Origin of the sequence: Mesorhizobium japonicum MAFF 303099, from assembly GCF_000009625.1 — a bacterium.
GTDB classification, from domain to species: domain Bacteria; phylum Pseudomonadota; class Alphaproteobacteria; order Rhizobiales; family Rhizobiaceae; genus Mesorhizobium; species Mesorhizobium japonicum.
In genome coordinates this window covers 3,347,233-3,364,519 of record NC_002678.2, presented here as the reverse complement: position 1 = coordinate 3,364,519, position 17,287 = coordinate 3,347,233, and the positions used below count along the sequence as shown (strand labels likewise).

Below are 17,287 nucleotides of genomic sequence, written 5' to 3'. Positions count from 1 at the left end.
TCAGGCCGAAACCTTGGCCTTGCGGCCTTTGGCCTTGACAGGCGCCACTTCGACGGCCTTGCGGCCGAGGCCGATGGACTTCGCCAGTTGCGAGCGCGAGGCCGCATAGTTCGGAGCAACCATCGGATAATCCGACGGCAGGCCCCATTTGGCGCGATAGGCGTCCGGGGTCAGGCCGAAATGCACGCCGAGATGGCGCTTCAGCGATTTGAACTTCTTGCCGTCCTCGAGGCAGATGATGAAATCCGGCGTTACCGACTTCTTCGGGTTGACCGCGGGAACCAGCGGTGCGGCCACCGGCACGGCCGGCTTGCCGAGCCCGCCGATCGAGGTGGCGACGCTGGCGATGAGGTCGGCCAGGCCGGAGGCGGGCAGGCGGTTCTTCTCAACGTAAGCGGATACGATGTGGGCGGTCAGCTCGAGAAGGTCGATGCGAGCGTCGTTGCTATCGTCGGTCAATGTTTCCTCCGTCTATGGTGCACGGCCTTGAAAATGGGGTTCGTTTTCGAAAGGACGAGGCACAAAATCAAAAAAGGATGCTGAAGCGTCTCTGGCGTATCCAGTGGACCGCGCGGGGGCAGCGCGCGAAATTCCTAGTCGGCAAATCTGCACAACGCAATGATTAAGCGCGGCGCCACACGTTATTTTGAACAACTATACTAAACTGTAATAATATCAGACAATCAGGGCCTTGTCTCGCCACAGACGAAATCCGCCTTCGAAGGCGCGTGTGTTGTCACCGCGCCTGGCCTCGGCTGGTAACGCGTCGAGCTTGTCGACATTGCCGCCGCCAATGACGACATAGTCTGGTTGCAGGGCGGCGCGCAGCCGGGTGACGACGTCGAAGACGTATTTGCGCCACTTCTTCTTGCCGCGCTTTTCCAGGCCGCGCTCGCCGACATAGTCCTCGAAACTGCGGCCTTTTCTGTAGGGAAGATGGGCGAGTTCCATCGGCTGGCCGACATTGTCGAAGACCATCGCCGCGCCGAGGCCGGTTCCCAGCCCGAGGAACAGCATGCGCCCGCCTTCATAGCTGCCGATGGCCTGCATCAGCGCATCATTGACCACCTTGACCGGCTTGCCGAATTGCGCGGCGAAATCGAAGCCGGCCCAGCCCTTGCCGAGATTCTTGGGGTCGAGCACCGGCTTGTTGTGACGCACCGGGCCGGGATAGCCCATCGAGATGACGTCGTAGGACAGGCCCTCGGCGAGTTTCTTCACCTTGTCGATCATCTGCTGCGGCGTCAGGTCCGGGCCGGAATCGTCCCGGCGCTCGGCGCCGCCGGCGCTGGTCAGGATCTTGACGTGCGAGCCGCCAATGTCGATCGCCAGAACGATCTGCTCGGCGTCGGGTGCCGGTTGCTTCACCGCCTTGGCCATCGCGTCCCCTCCACTCATGCCACCGGGTCGATCCAGCCATTGGGCGGCCCGAAGCCGGCCATGGCGTGCGCCGGTCCCCATGTTTTCGGCTCGTAGAGATGCGGCGGCGTGGTGTCGCCAAGCACCGGCCCGACGATGCGCCAGGCGAGCTCGGCCGCGTCCTGGCGGGTGAAGAGCTGGCCATTGCCGTTCATGGCGTCGCCGATCAGGCGCTCGTAAGGCGGCATGTCGGCCTTGCTGTCGTCGAGCGCCGTCAGTTCCACCTGCTCGCCGACCATGTCGTCGCCGGGCGCCTTGCGCTGCGCGCCTATGGCGATCACCACCTGCGGGTCGATGCGGAAGCGCACGTAATTCTGGTCGGCGGGCTTGATCGGGTCGAAGACGTCGAGCGGCGGGCGCTTCAGCCGCACCACCACTTCCGTAACATGCACCGGCATGTTCTTGCCGGCGCGAATGAAGAACGGCACGTCCTGCCAGCGCCATGTGTCGACGAAGAACCGCACCGCAGCGAAGGTTTCGACCGGCGAATTCGGCGCCACGCCGGGCTCGGCGAGATAGCCGGTGAACTGGCCGCGCACGACATCGTCTTTCGTCAGCGTCCGGATCGCCCGGAGCACCTGGACCTTCTCGTCGATCAGGTCGTCGGCGGAGCGGCCGACCGGCGGCTCCATGGCCAGCAGCAGGAGGATGTTGAGCAGATGGTTCTCGATGACATCCCTTATGCAGCCGACATCGTCATAGAAGCGGCCGCGCCCCTCGACTCCGAAATCCTCGGCCATGGTGATCTGCACGCTCTCGACGAAATTGCGGTTCCAGATCGGCTCGAGGAAGGAATTGGCGAAGCGGAAATAAAGCAGGTTCTGGATCGCTTCCTTGCCGAGATAGTGGTCGATGCGGAAGATCGACTGTTCGTCGAACACCAGATGCAGCACCCGGTTCAGCCAGCGCGCCGACTGCAGATCATGGCCGAACGGCTTTTCCACCATCAGCCGTGCGCCACGCGCGGTTCCCGACTGCTCCAACCCTTGAACGACAGTCTCGAACATGGTCGGCGGCACCGCCATGTAGTGCAGCGGCCGCTGGGCGGTGCCAAGCGCGGTCTTCAGTTTCTCGAAGGTGGCCGGATCGCGGTAGTCGCCGCTGACATAGCGCAGCAACGAAGCGAATTTGGCGAACACCTTCTCGTCGATCTTGCCCAGCGCGTTGACGATGCCGTCGCGGGCGCGGGCCTGCAACTGCTTGATGTCCCAGGCGTCGAAGGCGACGCCGATCACCGGTTCGGTGAGCGTGCCCTTGGCGACCATCTGGTAAAGCGCCGGAAATATCTTCTTGTGGGCGAGGTCGCCGGTGGCGCCGAAGAGCACCAGCGTGTCGGACCGTTCCTGGCTCATGCGTGCGTCTCCCGCTGTGGCGTCACTTGCCGGCCTTCGGCTTTTCGACATGGCCGCCGAAGGCATAGCGCATGGCGGACAACAGCTTGTCGGCGAATTCGGATTCGCCTTGCGAGGAGAAGCGGTCGAACAGCGCCGAGGACAGCACCGGCGCCGGCACGCCGGTGTCGATCGCCGCCTTCAGCGTCCAGCGTCCTTCGCCGGAATCCGAGACGCGGCCGCCGAACTGGGCCAGGCCCGGATCGCTCTTCAGCGCGCCGGCGGTGAGATCGAGCAGCCAGGAGCCGATGACGCTGCCATGCCGCCAGACCTCGGCCACCTGCGGGAGGTCGATGTCGAACTGATAATATTGCGGGTTTTCCAGCGGGCTGGTCTCGGCGTCGGCCGTGCGTTGCCGCTTGCCGGCATTGGCCGACTTCAAGATGTTCATGCCTTCGGCATAGGCGGCCATGACGCCATACTCGATGCCGTTGTGCACCATCTTGACGAAATGGCCGGCGCCGCTCGGCCCGCAATGCAGGTAGCCGAAGGGCGCGGTTCCGGCGGCCTTGTCGGGAGCCGGCGCGCCGGCATCGGCGCCGGGCGCTAGCGTGGCGAAGATCGAATCGAGGTGCTGCACCGCTACGTCGGGACCGCCGATCATCAGGCAGTAGCCGCGCTCCAGGCCCCAGACACCGCCGCTGGTGCCAACATCGACAAGATGGATGCCCTTGGCGGCCAGTTTGGCCGCCTGGTTGACGGCGTCGTGATAGTAGGAATTGCCGCCGTCGATGACGATGTCGCCGGGTTCCATCAGGGCCGAGACCTGATCGATAATCTTGCCGGTGATCGCCGCCGGCAGCATCAGCCAGACACAGCGCGGCTTGGCGAGCTTGCCGACGAATTCCGTCAGGGAGGCCGCGCCGAGCGCGCCGTCGCTGACCAGAGCCGCGACGCTTGCCGGGTTGATGTCGTAGACGACGCATTCATGGCCGTCTCGCATCAGGCGCCGCACCATGTTGGCGCCCATCCGGCCCAGTCCCATCATTCCGATCTGCATGGTTTCGTCCTGTTTCCTAGAGATTGTCTTGATATATCGAGGAAGGATGTTAGCCGCTATCCCGCTCGCCTGATGTGACGGAGAAGTCGACATTCTCCCAATCGCCGGTTCCGGGCCAGAAAAAAGTGAAGATCAGCGCGCTTCCCTCGGGGAGGCTGGTCGTGGGCAAATCGGCAAGATGGATGCCGAAGGCATTTTCCACCGTCTGGCTGTCATGGGCGGTTGCCCAATTGTCGGTGCTCCAATGCACCGTGGCCGCGGCCAGCAATTCGATGCGCAGCGTCTTGCCTTCGGGCAGCGCGCGGATCTTGTTGTTGAAGCGCCAGGTCCTGAATGGCGATACGGTCTTGGCCTCGATGTAGCGCTTCACGCCTTGCGGCGGCATGTCGAAGACGGCGCCGTCGCGCAGCGAGCGCAGCAGCTTGATATGCTCGGAGTGCGCCCAGACCAGGGGCATGGCGCTGCCCGAGGGGCGGCCATGCAGCAATTGGCGCTCGGGCAGGTCGGCGCCATCCCAGACCTGCTCCGGCAGCAGGCCGCCCGGCTCGGCCGAATCCTCCAGCGCCTTGAGCAGGTTGGCCGCCTCATCCTTGCGCCCCGCCGCCAGCTCATAATGGGCGCGCTCGCCGGCCAGAAGCGGCCAGGGCCGGCCCTGGCCGGTACCGTCGAAAGGCGTGCCGTCCTGGTGTTCGCCATAGCCGTCGCCATTGTATCGATACCAGATCGGGCCCTGCGGCAGCGCGCAGCGCAACTGCGCGTCGATGACCTTGACTGTGTCGACGATGCGCGGGTCGTCGGCCGACCTCAGGCCAAAGCGCACCAGCGCCAGCGCGTCGGGGCTGACGATTTCCTGCGCCGGGCGGTCGGTGTCGCCGGGCGGCCGGTTCTTGATCGGGACATAGCCGTCCTTGGGCGAGCCGGCCTCGGCGCTGTCGGGTGGCGCGATACGGACATAATAACCTTCGACGCCGGCTGCCCTGCAGATCGCCGTGTCGGTGGCATAGGTCCAGCGCTCAAGCTGGTCGTTCCAGCCATCTGATGTCTCGCGCAGATAGGTTGCTTCGTCCTTCTTGCCGCAGGCGTCGAGCAGGTCGGCCGCAGCAAGCAGGGCGGCGATCTCGACGGCAAGCGTGAACGGGCTGTAGCCGGCATCCTCTTCCCAGCGGTCTTCGCCGGTGACGGGTCCATTGCGCACGACATAGGTCGCGGCGCGTTCGATCATCGGCAGTAAGGTGGCAAGCCTGGCGCGCGGCAGATGGCCGGCGCGGTGCAAGGCGTCGGCCAGAAGCAGCGGAAAGGCGCACTCGTCCATCTGGATGCCGGGCCAATAGGCCGACCCGTCGAGCCAGGCATTTTGCGGCCAATGGCCGTCCGGCTGCTGGATGGAGCGCAGATACTCAAGGATCTGCAGCGCCGAGGCGGCGTCGCCGGCGGCGAGGAAGCCGCCCGCAGTCTCGACCAGATCGCGCGGCCAGACCAGATGGTAGCCGCCAAGGTCGTCGTCGCCCTTGTTGAAGCCCCAGGGAATGGACAGGCTTGCGACCGCCGCGCCCGGCATGGCGATGGAGCGGTGCGTCGCCAGAACCGCGGTCGAGGTGCGATAGGTGTTGATGCCGGATGCCGCGTGCCGGTCCAGGGGCAGCAGCCGCGCCTGCCATTCGCGCCAATTCTGGAGGTAGGTCTTGGCTGCGGGCTCAAAGCCCTGTTCCAGACTGGCGAAGGCATTTTCGGCGGCCTCGTCCGGTGTCGCGCCGAAACCCAGCGCCAGCACGGCTTTTGTCGTTGTTGATGTAAAGCCGATCTCGCCGGTCAGTGCGACATTACCGTCTTCCGCCCGTTGGCAAGCCTGATCAAGGATGCCGGTATGATTGAGCTGCTGCCAGCCGTCGGAGAAGCCGACATAGCCGGCTGAACAGTCCCGCCAGGGCAGCGACGAGGCCAGCGCCAGGCAAGAGCCGCGGCCCGAGGCGAACAGCACGGGCTTTCCCTTGTGGTCGCCGACCCAGGCGGTGTTGCCCATGCCGGCATTGACCAGATGCGGCGCCAGAAGCGCGTAGACGCGGTAATCGTCGGGCGCACCTTTAAGCGCCGTGAAGGTGATTTCCTGCAGCAGCACGGGCCGCGCAGGGTCGCAGAGGATGCGCTTCTCGATGCGGTAGGCGCCGTCGCCGGCCGTGTTGACCAGCCGGTAGGCGGGCACGCCGGCCTCGAAGGGCTCGATTTCATGCGCGGCATCGCGCTTCTCTTCGGAGAAATAGCCGCCGGGACCGGTGACGATCAGGCCGAGATCGCGCGTGCAGGCGCTGTCGAGCCGTGGATAGTAGACTTCGAGGATGCCGTGGCTGATGGTGAACCAGATGTGGCCGGCCGGCGAAAGCGACGTCCCGACGCCGCTCTTGGCGCTCGATGTCCAGCGCGCCGGAATGCCCGGTGCGCCCGGGGGAACGATCGGCGTCACTGCCATCTCTGTTGGCCTCCTGTGCGCATGGCTTACCCATCCACCGACGCCATTTCAATCGGCGCACCGCAAGTTGATCGTCAGGCTTTGCGGATTGCAGTTGACAGGCCGCTGTGCCAGTTGCATTTGTCTGACAATCGATAAAAAACAGGAACGCAGGCTCGATTTTCCACCTAAAATCCGCACGACCAGCAACTCTTGGGAGGAGTATGAACATGAAGAAACTGTTAGCTCTGAGCGCTCTTGCCGCGATGCTCGCATCAGGCACGGCACTTGCCGATACCAGCGGCAAGAAGATCGCATTCTCGAACAATTACGCCGGCAATTCGTGGCGGCAGGCGATGCTCGACAGCTACGGCATCGTCACCAAGAAGGCGGTCGCCGACAAGATCGTCGGCGCGGCCGACATCTTCACCACCGCCGACAAGGAAGTGCCGACGCAGGCGGCCCAGGTGCAGAACCTGATCCTGCAGGGCTATGACGCCATCGTCATCAACGCCGCCTCACCGGACGCGCTCAATGGCGCCATCAAGCAGGCCTGCGATGCCGGTATCACGGTCGTCTCCTTCGACGGCACCGTCACGGAGCCTTGCGCCTACCGCGTCGTCGTCGACTTCAAGGATATGGGCAAGCAGGAAGTCGAGCAGATGGCCAAGTTCCAGCCCAAGGGCGGGAACCTTTTGGAAATCCGTGGCCTGGCCGGCACCTCGATCGACGATGCCATCCATGCCGGCATCCTCGAAGGCGTCGCCGCCCATCCCGAGTTCAAGATCGTCGGCTCGGTGACCGGCGACTGGGACCAGACGACGGCGCAAAAGGCCGTTGCGACCATCCTGCCCTCGCTGCCTGATGTCGTCGGCATCGTCGACCAGGGCGGTGACGGCTATGGCGCCGCACAGGCTTTCGCCGCCGCCGGCAAGCCGCGCCCGACCATCATCATGGGCAACCGGCAGGACGAGCTGAAGTGGTGGAAGGAGCAGAAGGACAAGGACGGCTACAAGACCTGGTCGGCTTCGATCGCGCCCGGCGTGTCGTCGCTCGCCTTCTGGGTGGCGCAACAGGTTCTCGATGGCCGCAAGGACATTCCGCACGATCTGCTGGTGCCGTATCTGGCCTTCACCCAGGACGACTTCGAGGCAGCCCTGCCGAAGATCAAGGAAGGCGGCGTCGCCACCCACGAATACACGCAGGAAGACGCCCTCGCGGCGATCAAGGCCAACATCAAGTGAATGTCGCGCTTGCGTTGCCCTTCGTACCATCGCGCGGATATTGTTGAGCATGCCTGAAGGGAACGCTGACATCATCAGACTGAACGGCGCCGAAAAACATTTCGGCGCCGTTCGCGCACTGGGCGGCGTCGACTTCCATGTCCGGCCCGGCGAATGCGTCGGCCTGGTCGGCCACAATGGCGCCGGCAAATCGACGCTGATGCACATGGTGGCGGGCACGCTGGCGCCCGACAGCGGCAAGATCGGCGTGCATGGCGGCATCGAGGACAACTACTCGGTGTCGCGGGCGCAAAAGCTCGGCATACGCTGCGTGTTCCAGGAACTGTCGCTGTGCCCCAATCTCAGCGTCGCCGAGAACACGCGCATCAACCACGCCTCGCTCTCGGGCCTCGGCTGGCGGCGCAAGGCGGCCGCGCTGATCACCGCCAAGCTTGACGAGATCTTTCCGGATCATGGCATTTCGGCCTCGGACATCGTCGGGGATCTCTCAATCGGCCGGCGCCAGATGGTCGAGGTGGCGCGCGCCTTCACGGTGACCCAGGACCGGCTCGACCTCGTGATCCTGGACGAGCCGACCTCGTCGCTGGACGCGCATACGGCCGGCCAGTTGCTGGCCTTCGTGCGCCGTTTCATCGCCGGCGGCAAGAGCTGCATCCTGATCTCGCATGTGCTGGGCGAGGTGCTCAGGAATGCCGACCGCATCGTGGTGATGCGCGACGGCAAGGTGGTGGTCGCTGACGCGGCGGATGCCTTCGATCGCGACCGGCTGGTGACGGCGATGGGTGGGGCCGAGACGCGCCAGAAGATCGCCGCTGAAATTGCCGCCGCCAAGCCGGCTGCCGGCCCGTTGCGGGTGCGGGCGCGTCCCGCCGCGCAGAAGGATGGCGCCGACCTTGTCGCCCGTGCCGGCGAGATCATCGGCCTTGCCGGGCTGGCGGGACATGGCCAGACCGACCTGTTGCTGGCGATTTTCGCTGCTGCTTCCCGCGCCAGGACCGGCATAGAAGTGACCGCGCCGGTGGCGCTGGTCGCCGGCGACCGCCAGTCGGACGGCATCTTCCCGCAATGGTCGATTGCCGAGAACATCGGGATCCGCTCGCTGGCGCGCTTGCGCAACGGGCTGCTAATCTCGCCGCGGCGCGAGGCCGAACTTGCCGAGTTCTGGCAGAAGAAGATCGGCATCCGCACGCCAGACATGAACAACAACATCTTCTCGCTGTCGGGCGGCAACCAGCAGAAGGCGCTGTTTGCCCGCGCACTCGGCTCCGATGCCCAGATCGTGCTGATGGACGATCCGATGCGCGGCGTCGATATCGGCACCAAGCTGGAAGTCTACGACCTGGTGCGCGAGGAGGCTGGCCGCGGCCGCACCTTCCTCTGGTACACCACGGAAACCGAGGAACTCGACAATTGCGACCACGTCTATGTCTTCAAGAACGGCCGCATCGTCGCCAATCTGGGTCGCAACGAATTGACCGAAGAGAAGATCATCCAGTCCTCCTTCGGCGACGCGGCCTGAGATGACCGCCGCCAGCCTCGACACCGCCGCCAGGAGTTCCGCCGAGCGCGGCGCGCTGGCGCGCGCCCGCCTGCTGCGCGGGCTGCTGCCGGCGCTGTCGCTGGCATTGGTGCTCGCCGCCATAGCCTGGCTCAACCCGCGCGCCATCAGCTATTTCGGCTTCAGCCTGATGCTGAACCTGGCGATCCCGATCGCGCTGGCGACGATCGCGCAGATGTTCGTCATTTCAGGTAACGAGCTCGACCTGTCGATCGGCACCTTCGTCGGGTTCGTCGGCTGCGTCACCGCGACCTGGCTGAAGGACGCGCCGCTCATCGGCGTCGCCATCCTGCTCGGCTCGATCGGCGTCTATGCGCTGCTCGGCGCCCTGATCCATCTGCGCAATCTGCCGTCGATCGTGGTGACGCTCGGCATGAGTTTCGTCTGGCAGGGGCTGGCCATCCTCGTCCTGCCCAAGCCCGGCGGCAAGGCGCCGGACTGGCTGCTGGCGATCATGTCGTTCAAGCCGCCTCTCATTCCCTTCCCGATCATCGCGGCACTGCTGATCGGCCTCGTCGTCCATTTCGGCCTGATGCGCACCTCCTATGGCGTGATCCTGCGCGGCTCCGGCGGCAATCCGGCCGCGCTCAAGCGTGCCGGTTGGTCGCTGCTCAGAACCAAGATCGTGCTGTTTGCGCTGGCCGGCCTGTTCGGCGTGCTGTCCGGCATGGCGCTGATCGGCATCACCACCTCGGCCGACGCCAATATCGGCAATGGCTACACGCTGCTTTCGATCGCTGGCGTCATCCTCGGCGGCGGCGAATTCGTCGGTGGCCGGGTGTCGCCGATCGGCGCGGTGATCGGCGCGCTGACGCTGGCGCTGGCGGCGTCGCCGCTGCTCACCTTCATGCACATCCCGCCGGACTGGCAGGTCGCCGCCAACGGCGCCATCCTGATCATCGTGCTGGCGGCGCGGGTGCTGATCAGCCGCAGGGAGAGGTGAGCGATGTCATTGGTTAGATCGCTGGCCGGCAAACCCTGGGTATGGTCGTTCCTCGGCGCGCTTGTCGTGTGGCTGGCGACTATCGCCTTCACCGGCGGCTATGGCGCCGGCGGCATGGTCACGGCGGCGTTGTCGCTCGCCGTGTTCACCGTCATCGTCGGCGTCGGCCAGATGTTCGTCATCACGCTCGGCCCCGGCAATGTCGACCTGTCGCTGCCGGCCAATATCGGCCTCGCCAGCGCGGTCGCCATGAAGGTGATGGCCGGCAGCGATTCCATGATCGTGGTCGGCCTTCTGGCGGCGCTCGCCACGGGTGCCGCGATAGGCGCGGTCAACTATCTGCTGATCTGGGCGCTGCGCATTCCGCCGATCATCGCCACTTTGTCGGCGAGCTTCATCATCCAGTCGATCGACATCAGCTATGGGCGCGGGCTGCAGATCAAGCCGCCGCCGGGCTTTGCCGATTTCACCAACTGGCAGGTGCTGGGTATTCCCGTGCTGGCGGTGCTGACCGTGCTGTTCACCATCGGCGCGGCGATCGCCCTGCAGCGCATGATCTATGGTCGCTCGGTGCTGGCGATCGGCCAGAACATCCGCGCCGCCTGGCTCGCCGGCGTCAATGTCGGGCGCATCCGCTTCCTCACCTACACGCTGTCTGGCGCGCTCGGCGGCATCGATGGCGCCCTGCTCGCCGGCTATTTCAGGGGCGCCAATGTCGACATCGGCAATGAATATCTGCTCGCCTCGATCGCCGTCGTCGTCATCGGCGGCACGTCGGTCGCCGGCGGCAAGGCCAATGTGCCCGGCGTGTGGGGAGCGGCGCTGTTTTTGGTGCTGCTGCTCACCATGCTCAACACGTTCGGCGTCAGCGCCGGCGTGCGGCTGCTGCTGACGGGGCTGATCATCGTCGGGGTGATTACGGCGGCGGGCGGGGAGAAGGCGGTGCGGTGATCGCCGTTCCCAAGCGTCCGGCGAGCATCGAGCGCGACCTCCCGGAGCAGCCCGTCGCGCCGCCAACTGTTGGGCCAGCCCGACAGCGGGTTCCCATTCGGGGCGCGGCCTAGTAAACCCTTCCGCGATCTCAGTCGGTCCCGGGAGGGCTCTGCTTGTCCAATTCTGTCAGCGCCGTGAATGACAATGGCGTCGCCATCGTCACCATCGACAACTCGCCGGTCAACGCACTGAGTTTCCATGTCCGCGCGCCGCTGATGCAGGCGCTTGTCGACTTGCGCGATGACGCTTCGGTCACGGCAATCGTGATTGCCTGCGCAGGACGGACCTTCGTTGCCGGCGCCGACATCACCGAATTCGGCAAACCGGTGCAGCAGCCCGATCTGCGCGCCATCGTAGCGATGCTGGAAACCATCGCCAAACCGACGGTCGCCGCCATCCACGGCACCGCGCTCGGCGGTGGGCTGGAACTGGCACTCGGCTGCCATTTCCGCGTTGCCGATGCCGGCGCCAAACTCGGCCTGCCCGAAGTGAAGCTCGGTCTCTTGCCGGGCGGCGGCGGCACGGTGCGGCTGCCGCGCCTGGTCGGCGCGGTGAAGGCGCTGAAGATGATCGTTTCCGGGACTCCGATCGGCGCGGACGAAGCGCATGAAGCCGGTCTGGTCGATGCCGTTTTCGAGGGAGATCTGACCACGCATGCCGTGAACTTCGCAGGGGAAATCGCCCGCAAGGGCGGTCCGTTCACGCCGGTGCGCGATCGCGATGAGCGGCTTGGGGAAACCGACCTTGCGGCTTTCGACGCCGAGGCGGCGGACCTCGCCAGGAAAGCGCGCGGGCTGGAAGCGCCCGTCGCCTGCGCGCAAGCCGTGCGCAACGCCGTCACACTACCCTTCGACGAGGCGCTGGCGGCGGAGCGGGCGCTGTTCGTAAAACTGGTCGCCAGTGACCAGTCGCGGGCGCAGCGGCATCTGTTCTTCGCCGAACGTGAGGCGGCAAAGCTTCCTGCCAAGGACACGTACAAGCGTAGGATCGCCCGCGTCGGCGTCATTGGCGCCGGCACGATGGGCGGCGGCATCGCCATGGCCTTCGCCAATGGCGGGTTCTCGGTCACCTTGCTGGAAACCAGCGCGGAAGCGCTGCAGCGCGGGCTGGGCACGATCGAGAAGAACTATGCCGTTTCCGTTTCGCGCGGTTCCCTGGCCGAAGACGCCAAGCATCAGCGGCTCGCCCAGTTCAAGGGCTCGACCGACTATGCCGATCTCGCCGAATGCGACTTGATCATCGAGGCGGTGTTCGAGGACATGGCGGTGAAGAAGGAGGTTTTCGGCAAGCTGGATGCTGTCGCCAAGCCGGGCGCCATCCTCGCCACCAACACCTCCTATCTCGACATCAATGAAATCGCCGGCTCGATCTCGCGGCCGCAGGATGTGCTCGGCCTGCATTTCTTCTCGCCGGCCAATGTCATGAAGCTGCTGGAGATCGTGCGGGCCGACAAGACCGCGCCGGATGCGCTGGCGACGGTGATCGACCTGGCGCGGCGGATCGGCAAGGTGGCGGTCGTTGTCGGCGTCTGCCACGGCTTCGTCGGCAACCGCATGCTGGCCGCGCGCGGTTCGGAATCGGAGGCGCTGCTTCTGGAGGGTGCGACACCCAGCCAGATCGACAAGGCGTTCACCGATTTCGGCTGGCCGATGGGGCCGTTCCAGATGGGCGATCTCGCCGGCCTCGACATTGGCTGGCGCAACCGCAAGGCGCGTGGCCTGACGGCCGTCATCGCCGACACGCTGTGCGAACAGGGGCGCTTCGGCCAGAAGACCGGCCGGGGTTTCTATCTCTACGAGGCCGGCGCCCGGGCGGGCATTCCCGATCCCGAGGTTGAGGCGCTAATCCGTGACAAGGCCGCCGAGCGTGGCATCGCGCCGCGTGCGATCAGCGCGGACGAAATCATCGAGCGCACGCTCTATCCCCTGGTCAATGAGGGCGCGAAGATCCTCGAGGAGAAGATCGCGGCCCGTGCCTCAGACATCGATGTCGTCTGGGTCAACGGCTACGGTTTTCCCATCGGCAAGGGCGGCCCGATGTTCTGGGCCGGTCTCGAAGGGGCGGCAAAGATCGTCCAGCGGCTCGACCACTGGCATCAGCGGACCGGCAAGGATGTGTTCAAGCCTGCCCCGCTGCTGAAGCGGATGGCCGAGACCGGCTCCTGGGAGGGCGTCGAGGCGTAAACCTTGTCAAGCCGCGCGGCGTCGCCGCGCGCCATTCCTCACACGTGCTTGCGGCCGCCGGTCTCGCGGAACCAGCTGTCGGGATAGGGATACCACCAGTCCTGGATCGCCGGTCTGTGGTCGATGATGACCATTTTCGAGCGACGGAAGGCGTCGAGCCCCTGGCGGCCGAGTTCACGGCCGAGGCCTGACGCCTTCCAGCCGCCGAAGGGCAGGGCGTCATTGTCGATCAGCGGGTTGTTGACCCAGACCATGCCGGCCTCGAGCCGTTCGGCCGCTTCATGCGCTTCGGCGAGGTCGGTGGTGAAGACGGAGGCGCCGAGCCCGAACAGGCTGTCATTGGCAAGCCGTATCGCCTCGTCGAAATCCTTCACCCGGCAGATGGCGGCGACCGGCCCAAAACACTCTTCGCGCACGATCGCCATATCAGGGGTGACGCCGGTCAGGATCGTCGGCTCGTAGAACCAACCGGTGTTGTGCGACGGCGGGATGCGCCCGCCGGTGACGGCCTTGGCGCCATGGGCAATGGCGTCATCGACAAGACGCATGACCTTGGCACGGGCCGCTTCGCTGACCAGCGGACCGATCTCGGTCTTGTCCATGCCGTTGCCGATGCGCAGCGCGCGTGTCCTTTCGGCAAACAACTCGACGAAGCGGTCATGCACGGCATCGACGACGAAGAAGCGCTCGGCCGAAGTGCAGACCTGGCCGGTGAGATGGAAGGCGGCGGTGACACTGCCGGCCGCGGCGACCTCCAGTGGCGCGTGTTTGCTGATGATCAGCGGATCGCTGCCGCCGGCCTCGATGACGCAAGGCTTCATGCGTTCGGCGCAGGCGACCGCGACCGCCTTGCCTGCGGCGACCGAGCCGGTGAAGGCGACGGCATGGGTGCGGTCGGACGTGATCAGTGCTTGCGCCGTGGCCGCGCCGCCGGGCAGGCAGGAGACCAGGCCTTCCGGCAGCGAGCGGAACACGGCCATGTAGTCCAGCGTCGACAGCGTCGTCGCCTCGGCCGGCTTGATGATGCAGGCATTGCCGGCGGCAAGCGATGCCGCGACGGTCCAGCACATCAGCAGGATCGGGAAGTTGTAGGGCATGATGTGGACCGAGACGCCATAGGGCTCGTAGCGCGCGTACTGGAACGAACCGGCCTGCGTCGTGCCGGCGACCTTGCCGGCGTCGTCGCGCGCCATCTCGGCATAATAGCGGAAGATCGGTGCGCAATTGGCGATCTCGCCGATGGCTTCGGGATAGGGCTTGCCCATCTCGCGCACCATCAGCTCGGCGCAACGGGTGAAATCGGCGGCCTCGATGGCATTGGCGACGGCATGCAAATGTTTTGCCCGGCTCTTGGCATCGAGCCTTTTCCAGGCGGCCTGCGCCTTCGTCGCGGCAGCGAGCGCCGCATCGATCTCGCCATCGCTGGCGGACGCGATGGCGCCGACCGTCTCCAGCGTTGCCGGATCGATCACCGGTTTGCTCGTATCGGCCATCTGCCGGTAATCCGGATTGACGAAGAAGGTCGGCCGGTCAGGGGAGAAATGCATGTTGTCCTCCTCCACGTATGGAGCCTTTTTTGAGAATTCGCCCTGCCGAGGCAGATGGCGTGGCTTTCGAGACCCGGAGCGCAGCGGACATTTGGGTCCGTGAGCACCGGAAGCGCAGAAAGCCGCGTCAGGTGTCCGGCAGGGTAGAATTATCGGGAAGGCTCAGCGGATCATGTAGACCTTCTTGATGGTCTCATGGACAGTGCAGACGCCCTTCCAGTCCTGCGGGAAGAAGGCCGCCGTGTCCGGCTCGATTTCGATCACTTCGCCCGATTCGTGCACATAGGTGCAGCGGCCTTCGAGGAAGTGGCAGAACTCGTCGCGGGTGACGTGGCAGTGCCATTTGCCGGGGGTGCAGACCCACAGGCCGCATTCGGAACGACCTTCCGGTCCTTTGTGGAGCAGCTTGCCCGAGGTGTGGGACTGGCCCTCGATCATCGTCGGGATGACACCCCAGTCGACGAGGCCGGTGATGGCGAGCGGCGATTGCATGATTGGCGTCGTCATATCGAATTCCTTGAAATGATGCTCACCGGCACATGAAGGCCTTGGTCAGCGTTTGCGTGATGATGGAGATGCCGGTCCAGCCGGCGGGAAAGAACACCAGCGTGCCGGCCTCGACCGGAATCTGTTCGCCATTGTCATGGACATAGCTGCCGTGACCCGACAGGAAATGACAGAACTCGTCGGCGGCGAAGGTGACCTTGCGGGTGCCCGGCGTGCACGACCACAGGCCGCATTCACTCGATCCGTCCGGGTTCTGCGACAGGATCTTGCCGGAGGCGCGCGGCGCGCCGGCAAGCGTGTTGCTGCCTGCGCCCCAATCCTCCAGTTCCACGTTCGAGGCCTGCGGCCAGTGCGGTGTCGACATGTCTTGCTCCGATTCTTGCTTAAGCATGATCTCGTCCGAAAACCGGTTCCCACTTTTCGGGATCATGCTTCTCAGGCCAGCATGTAGACGTTGCGCATGGTCTCATGCACCGTGCACTCGCCCGTCCAGCCGGCGGGGAACATGACCACGGTCCCGGCCGAGACTTCTATCACCTCGCCGACATCCGAGCGGTAGGTCGCGCGGCCGGCGACGAAATGGCACAATTCATCGCGCGGGATCGAGAGCCGCCAGCGGCCCGGCGTGCAGACCCAGATGCCGGATTCCGGCTGGTTGTTGGGTCCCTTGTGCACCAGCCTGCCGGTGGAGTGCGAGGCGCCGTCCAGCACGTCAGGCTGGGTGCCCCAGTCGGCGAGATCGGTGCGGGTGGAGGCCTGATAGAGGTGTGGGGCGGAGGAGGTCACAGCAACGCCTCCAGCAAGCCGGCAGCCTTCTCAGGCCCGTTCTGCGCGTGCATCTGTGCCGATGTCTTCGCCAGCTTCGCCTTCATCCGGGGATCGGTCAGGCAGGCTTCGATCTTCGCGGCCAGCTCGGCATCGCTCCAGTCGTAGCGCGGCATGCCGAAACCATGGCCGGTTTCCTCGACGCGGGTGGCGTTGTCGTGACCGTCCCAGACATAGGGCATGATGATCGCCGGCTTGCCGAAATAGAGGCACTCGGTGAACGAGTTGTTGCCGCCATGGTGGATGACGGCATCGACCTGCGGGATCACCGAAGGCTGCGGGAACCAGCTCTCGACGATGACATTGCCGGGCACGTCGGTGTACTGGTCCTTGTAGCCGCCGACATTGACCAGCGCGCGGTAGCGGGTCTTGCCCAGCGTGGCGATTATGCGCTTCAAGAGCTCGACATCGCCGGCGCCGAGGCTGCCGAAGGAGACATAGAGCAGCGGCCCGTCATTGTTCTTCGCGAAGCTAGGCACCGCATAGGGCTTCTCCTGCCGCACGCAGCCTTCGAGATACTGGAATTGTCGGGGGTCGAGCGGGTGACGGCGCTTGAACTTTGCCGCTTCGGGGTAAAGCAGCAAATTGAGATAGGGCGAGGCCTCGAAGAACTGGCCGACCGGATAGGCCGCCTCCTTGTTTGCCTTCAGGAAGGCATTGAAGTCGTCATGGATCGGCTTGATCACCGTGTTGAAATGGTCGCGGTAGCGCTGGTGTCCGACATGGTCGTTCTCGCCGCAACCCGACAGATGCGGCGGGATGTCCTCGTCCTCGATCTCGTTTTCCGAGCAGGAGATGACGCGTACCCATGGCTTGCCGAACTGTTTTATGGCCGGAAACAGGATGACATTGTCGACGCAGATGACGTCGGGCTTGATGGCGGCCAGCACGCCCGGCAGATCCTTCTGCGCCCATTTGGCGCTGTCGACGATCGCCGTCCAGCAATCCTTGACGTAATTGTCGACCTGGTCGTAGGGCGATTTGCGGAAGTTCGGAATGTGGCCGTTGATGAAATCCTCCCAGAACTTGGCCATCTGCTCCGGCGGCATCGGTTCGGACAGGTTCACCGGATGCGCCTCGAAACCGTAGCCCCTGTAAACCTCGACGAAGCCGGGATCGGACAGGAACACCGCCTTGTGGCCACGTGCCTCGACGGCCTGGGCGATGCCGACGGAATTGAGCGCCGGGCCGTAGGCGGCTTCCGGGAAAAAGGCGATCGTCTTCTGCGCCATCA

Annotated in this window: 15 protein-coding genes; 5 read left to right on the top strand and 10 right to left on the bottom strand. The window is 64.9% G+C overall.

Going from position 1 to position 17,287, the window contains the following annotated elements:
* From MAFF_RS17470 to MAFF_RS17450, 5 genes are all read right to left on the bottom strand, one after another.
* A complete protein-coding gene (locus MAFF_RS17470; RefSeq protein ID WP_010912262.1) occupies positions 1 to 459 on the bottom strand; it encodes a MucR family transcriptional regulator in 459 nt (152 codons plus the stop codon).
* 216 nt (positions 460 to 675) lie between these two features.
* The gene (locus MAFF_RS17465; protein ID WP_044548436.1) at positions 676 to 1,380 is read right to left on the bottom strand and encodes an ROK family protein; all 705 of its coding nucleotides are present in this window, start codon (positions 1,378 to 1,380) and stop codon (positions 676 to 678) included.
* A 14-nt stretch (positions 1,381 to 1,394) separates the two neighbouring features.
* The gene (zwf, locus tag MAFF_RS17460) at positions 1,395 to 2,771 is read right to left on the bottom strand and encodes a glucose-6-phosphate dehydrogenase (RefSeq protein ID WP_044548433.1); all 1,377 of its coding nucleotides are present in this window, start codon (positions 2,769 to 2,771) and stop codon (positions 1,395 to 1,397) included.
* Between the two features lie 22 nt (positions 2,772 to 2,793).
* Positions 2,794 to 3,810: a phosphogluconate dehydrogenase (NAD(+)-dependent, decarboxylating) gene (gnd, locus tag MAFF_RS17455; RefSeq protein WP_010912259.1), complete on the bottom strand. Its 1,017-nt coding sequence runs from the start codon at positions 3,808 to 3,810 to the stop codon at positions 2,794 to 2,796.
* Positions 3,811 to 3,859: 49 nt separating this feature from the next.
* On the bottom strand, positions 3,860 to 6,274 hold the full coding sequence (locus tag MAFF_RS17450; RefSeq protein WP_010912258.1) for a glucan 1,4-alpha-glucosidase: 2,415 nt from the start codon (positions 6,272 to 6,274) through the stop codon (positions 3,860 to 3,862).
* A 209-nt stretch (positions 6,275 to 6,483) separates the two neighbouring features.
* Between MAFF_RS17450 and MAFF_RS17445 the strand changes: the two genes are divergently transcribed.
* From MAFF_RS17445 to MAFF_RS17425, 5 genes are all read left to right on the top strand, one after another.
* A complete protein-coding gene (locus MAFF_RS17445) occupies positions 6,484 to 7,497 on the top strand; it encodes an ABC transporter substrate-binding protein (RefSeq protein ID WP_027047529.1) in 1,014 nt (337 codons plus the stop codon).
* 49 nt (positions 7,498 to 7,546) lie between these two features.
* Positions 7,547 to 9,016 carry an ATP-binding cassette domain-containing protein gene (locus MAFF_RS17440; RefSeq protein WP_010912256.1) on the top strand — a complete coding sequence of 490 codons (1,470 nt, stop codon included), beginning with the start codon at positions 7,547 to 7,549 and terminating at the stop codon, positions 9,014 to 9,016.
* 1 nt (position 9,017) lies between these two features.
* Positions 9,018 to 9,998 carry an ABC transporter permease gene (locus MAFF_RS17435; RefSeq protein WP_010912255.1) on the top strand — a complete coding sequence of 327 codons (981 nt, stop codon included), beginning with the start codon at positions 9,018 to 9,020 and terminating at the stop codon, positions 9,996 to 9,998.
* Between the two features lie 3 nt (positions 9,999 to 10,001).
* Positions 10,002 to 10,949 (top strand): ABC transporter permease, encoded by a 948-nt coding sequence (locus tag MAFF_RS17430; protein WP_010912254.1) that lies wholly within the window; start codon positions 10,002 to 10,004, stop codon positions 10,947 to 10,949.
* A 155-nt stretch (positions 10,950 to 11,104) separates the two neighbouring features.
* Entirely contained in the window at positions 11,105 to 13,174 is a 2,070-nt protein-coding gene (locus MAFF_RS17425; protein ID WP_010912253.1) for a 3-hydroxyacyl-CoA dehydrogenase NAD-binding domain-containing protein, read from the top strand.
* 38 nt (positions 13,175 to 13,212) lie between these two features.
* Here MAFF_RS17425 and MAFF_RS17420 read toward each other — a convergent pair whose 3' ends face one another.
* The 5 genes from MAFF_RS17420 to MAFF_RS17400 all read right to left on the bottom strand — a co-directional run bounded on the left by MAFF_RS17420 (position 13,213) and on the right by MAFF_RS17400 (position 17,285).
* Entirely contained in the window at positions 13,213 to 14,721 is a 1,509-nt protein-coding gene (locus tag MAFF_RS17420) for an aldehyde dehydrogenase family protein (protein ID WP_044551016.1), read from the bottom strand.
* Positions 14,722 to 14,883: 162 nt separating this feature from the next.
* Positions 14,884 to 15,228: a cupin domain-containing protein gene (locus MAFF_RS17415; protein ID WP_010912251.1), complete on the bottom strand. Its 345-nt coding sequence runs from the start codon at positions 15,226 to 15,228 to the stop codon at positions 14,884 to 14,886.
* A gap of 22 nt (positions 15,229 to 15,250) precedes the next feature.
* Complete coding sequence (locus MAFF_RS17410; RefSeq protein WP_010912250.1) at positions 15,251 to 15,592, bottom strand: cupin domain-containing protein; 342 nt, start codon at positions 15,590 to 15,592, stop codon at positions 15,251 to 15,253.
* A 71-nt stretch (positions 15,593 to 15,663) separates the two neighbouring features.
* On the bottom strand, positions 15,664 to 16,014 hold the full coding sequence (locus MAFF_RS17405; RefSeq protein ID WP_010912249.1) for a cupin domain-containing protein: 351 nt from the start codon (positions 16,012 to 16,014) through the stop codon (positions 15,664 to 15,666).
* The gene (locus tag MAFF_RS17400) at positions 16,011 to 17,285 is read right to left on the bottom strand and encodes a glycosyltransferase (protein WP_044548431.1); all 1,275 of its coding nucleotides are present in this window, start codon (positions 17,283 to 17,285) and stop codon (positions 16,011 to 16,013) included. The genes MAFF_RS17405 and MAFF_RS17400 overlap by 4 nt, the downstream gene beginning before the upstream one ends.
* Between the last annotated feature and the right edge of the window lie 2 nt (positions 17,286 to 17,287).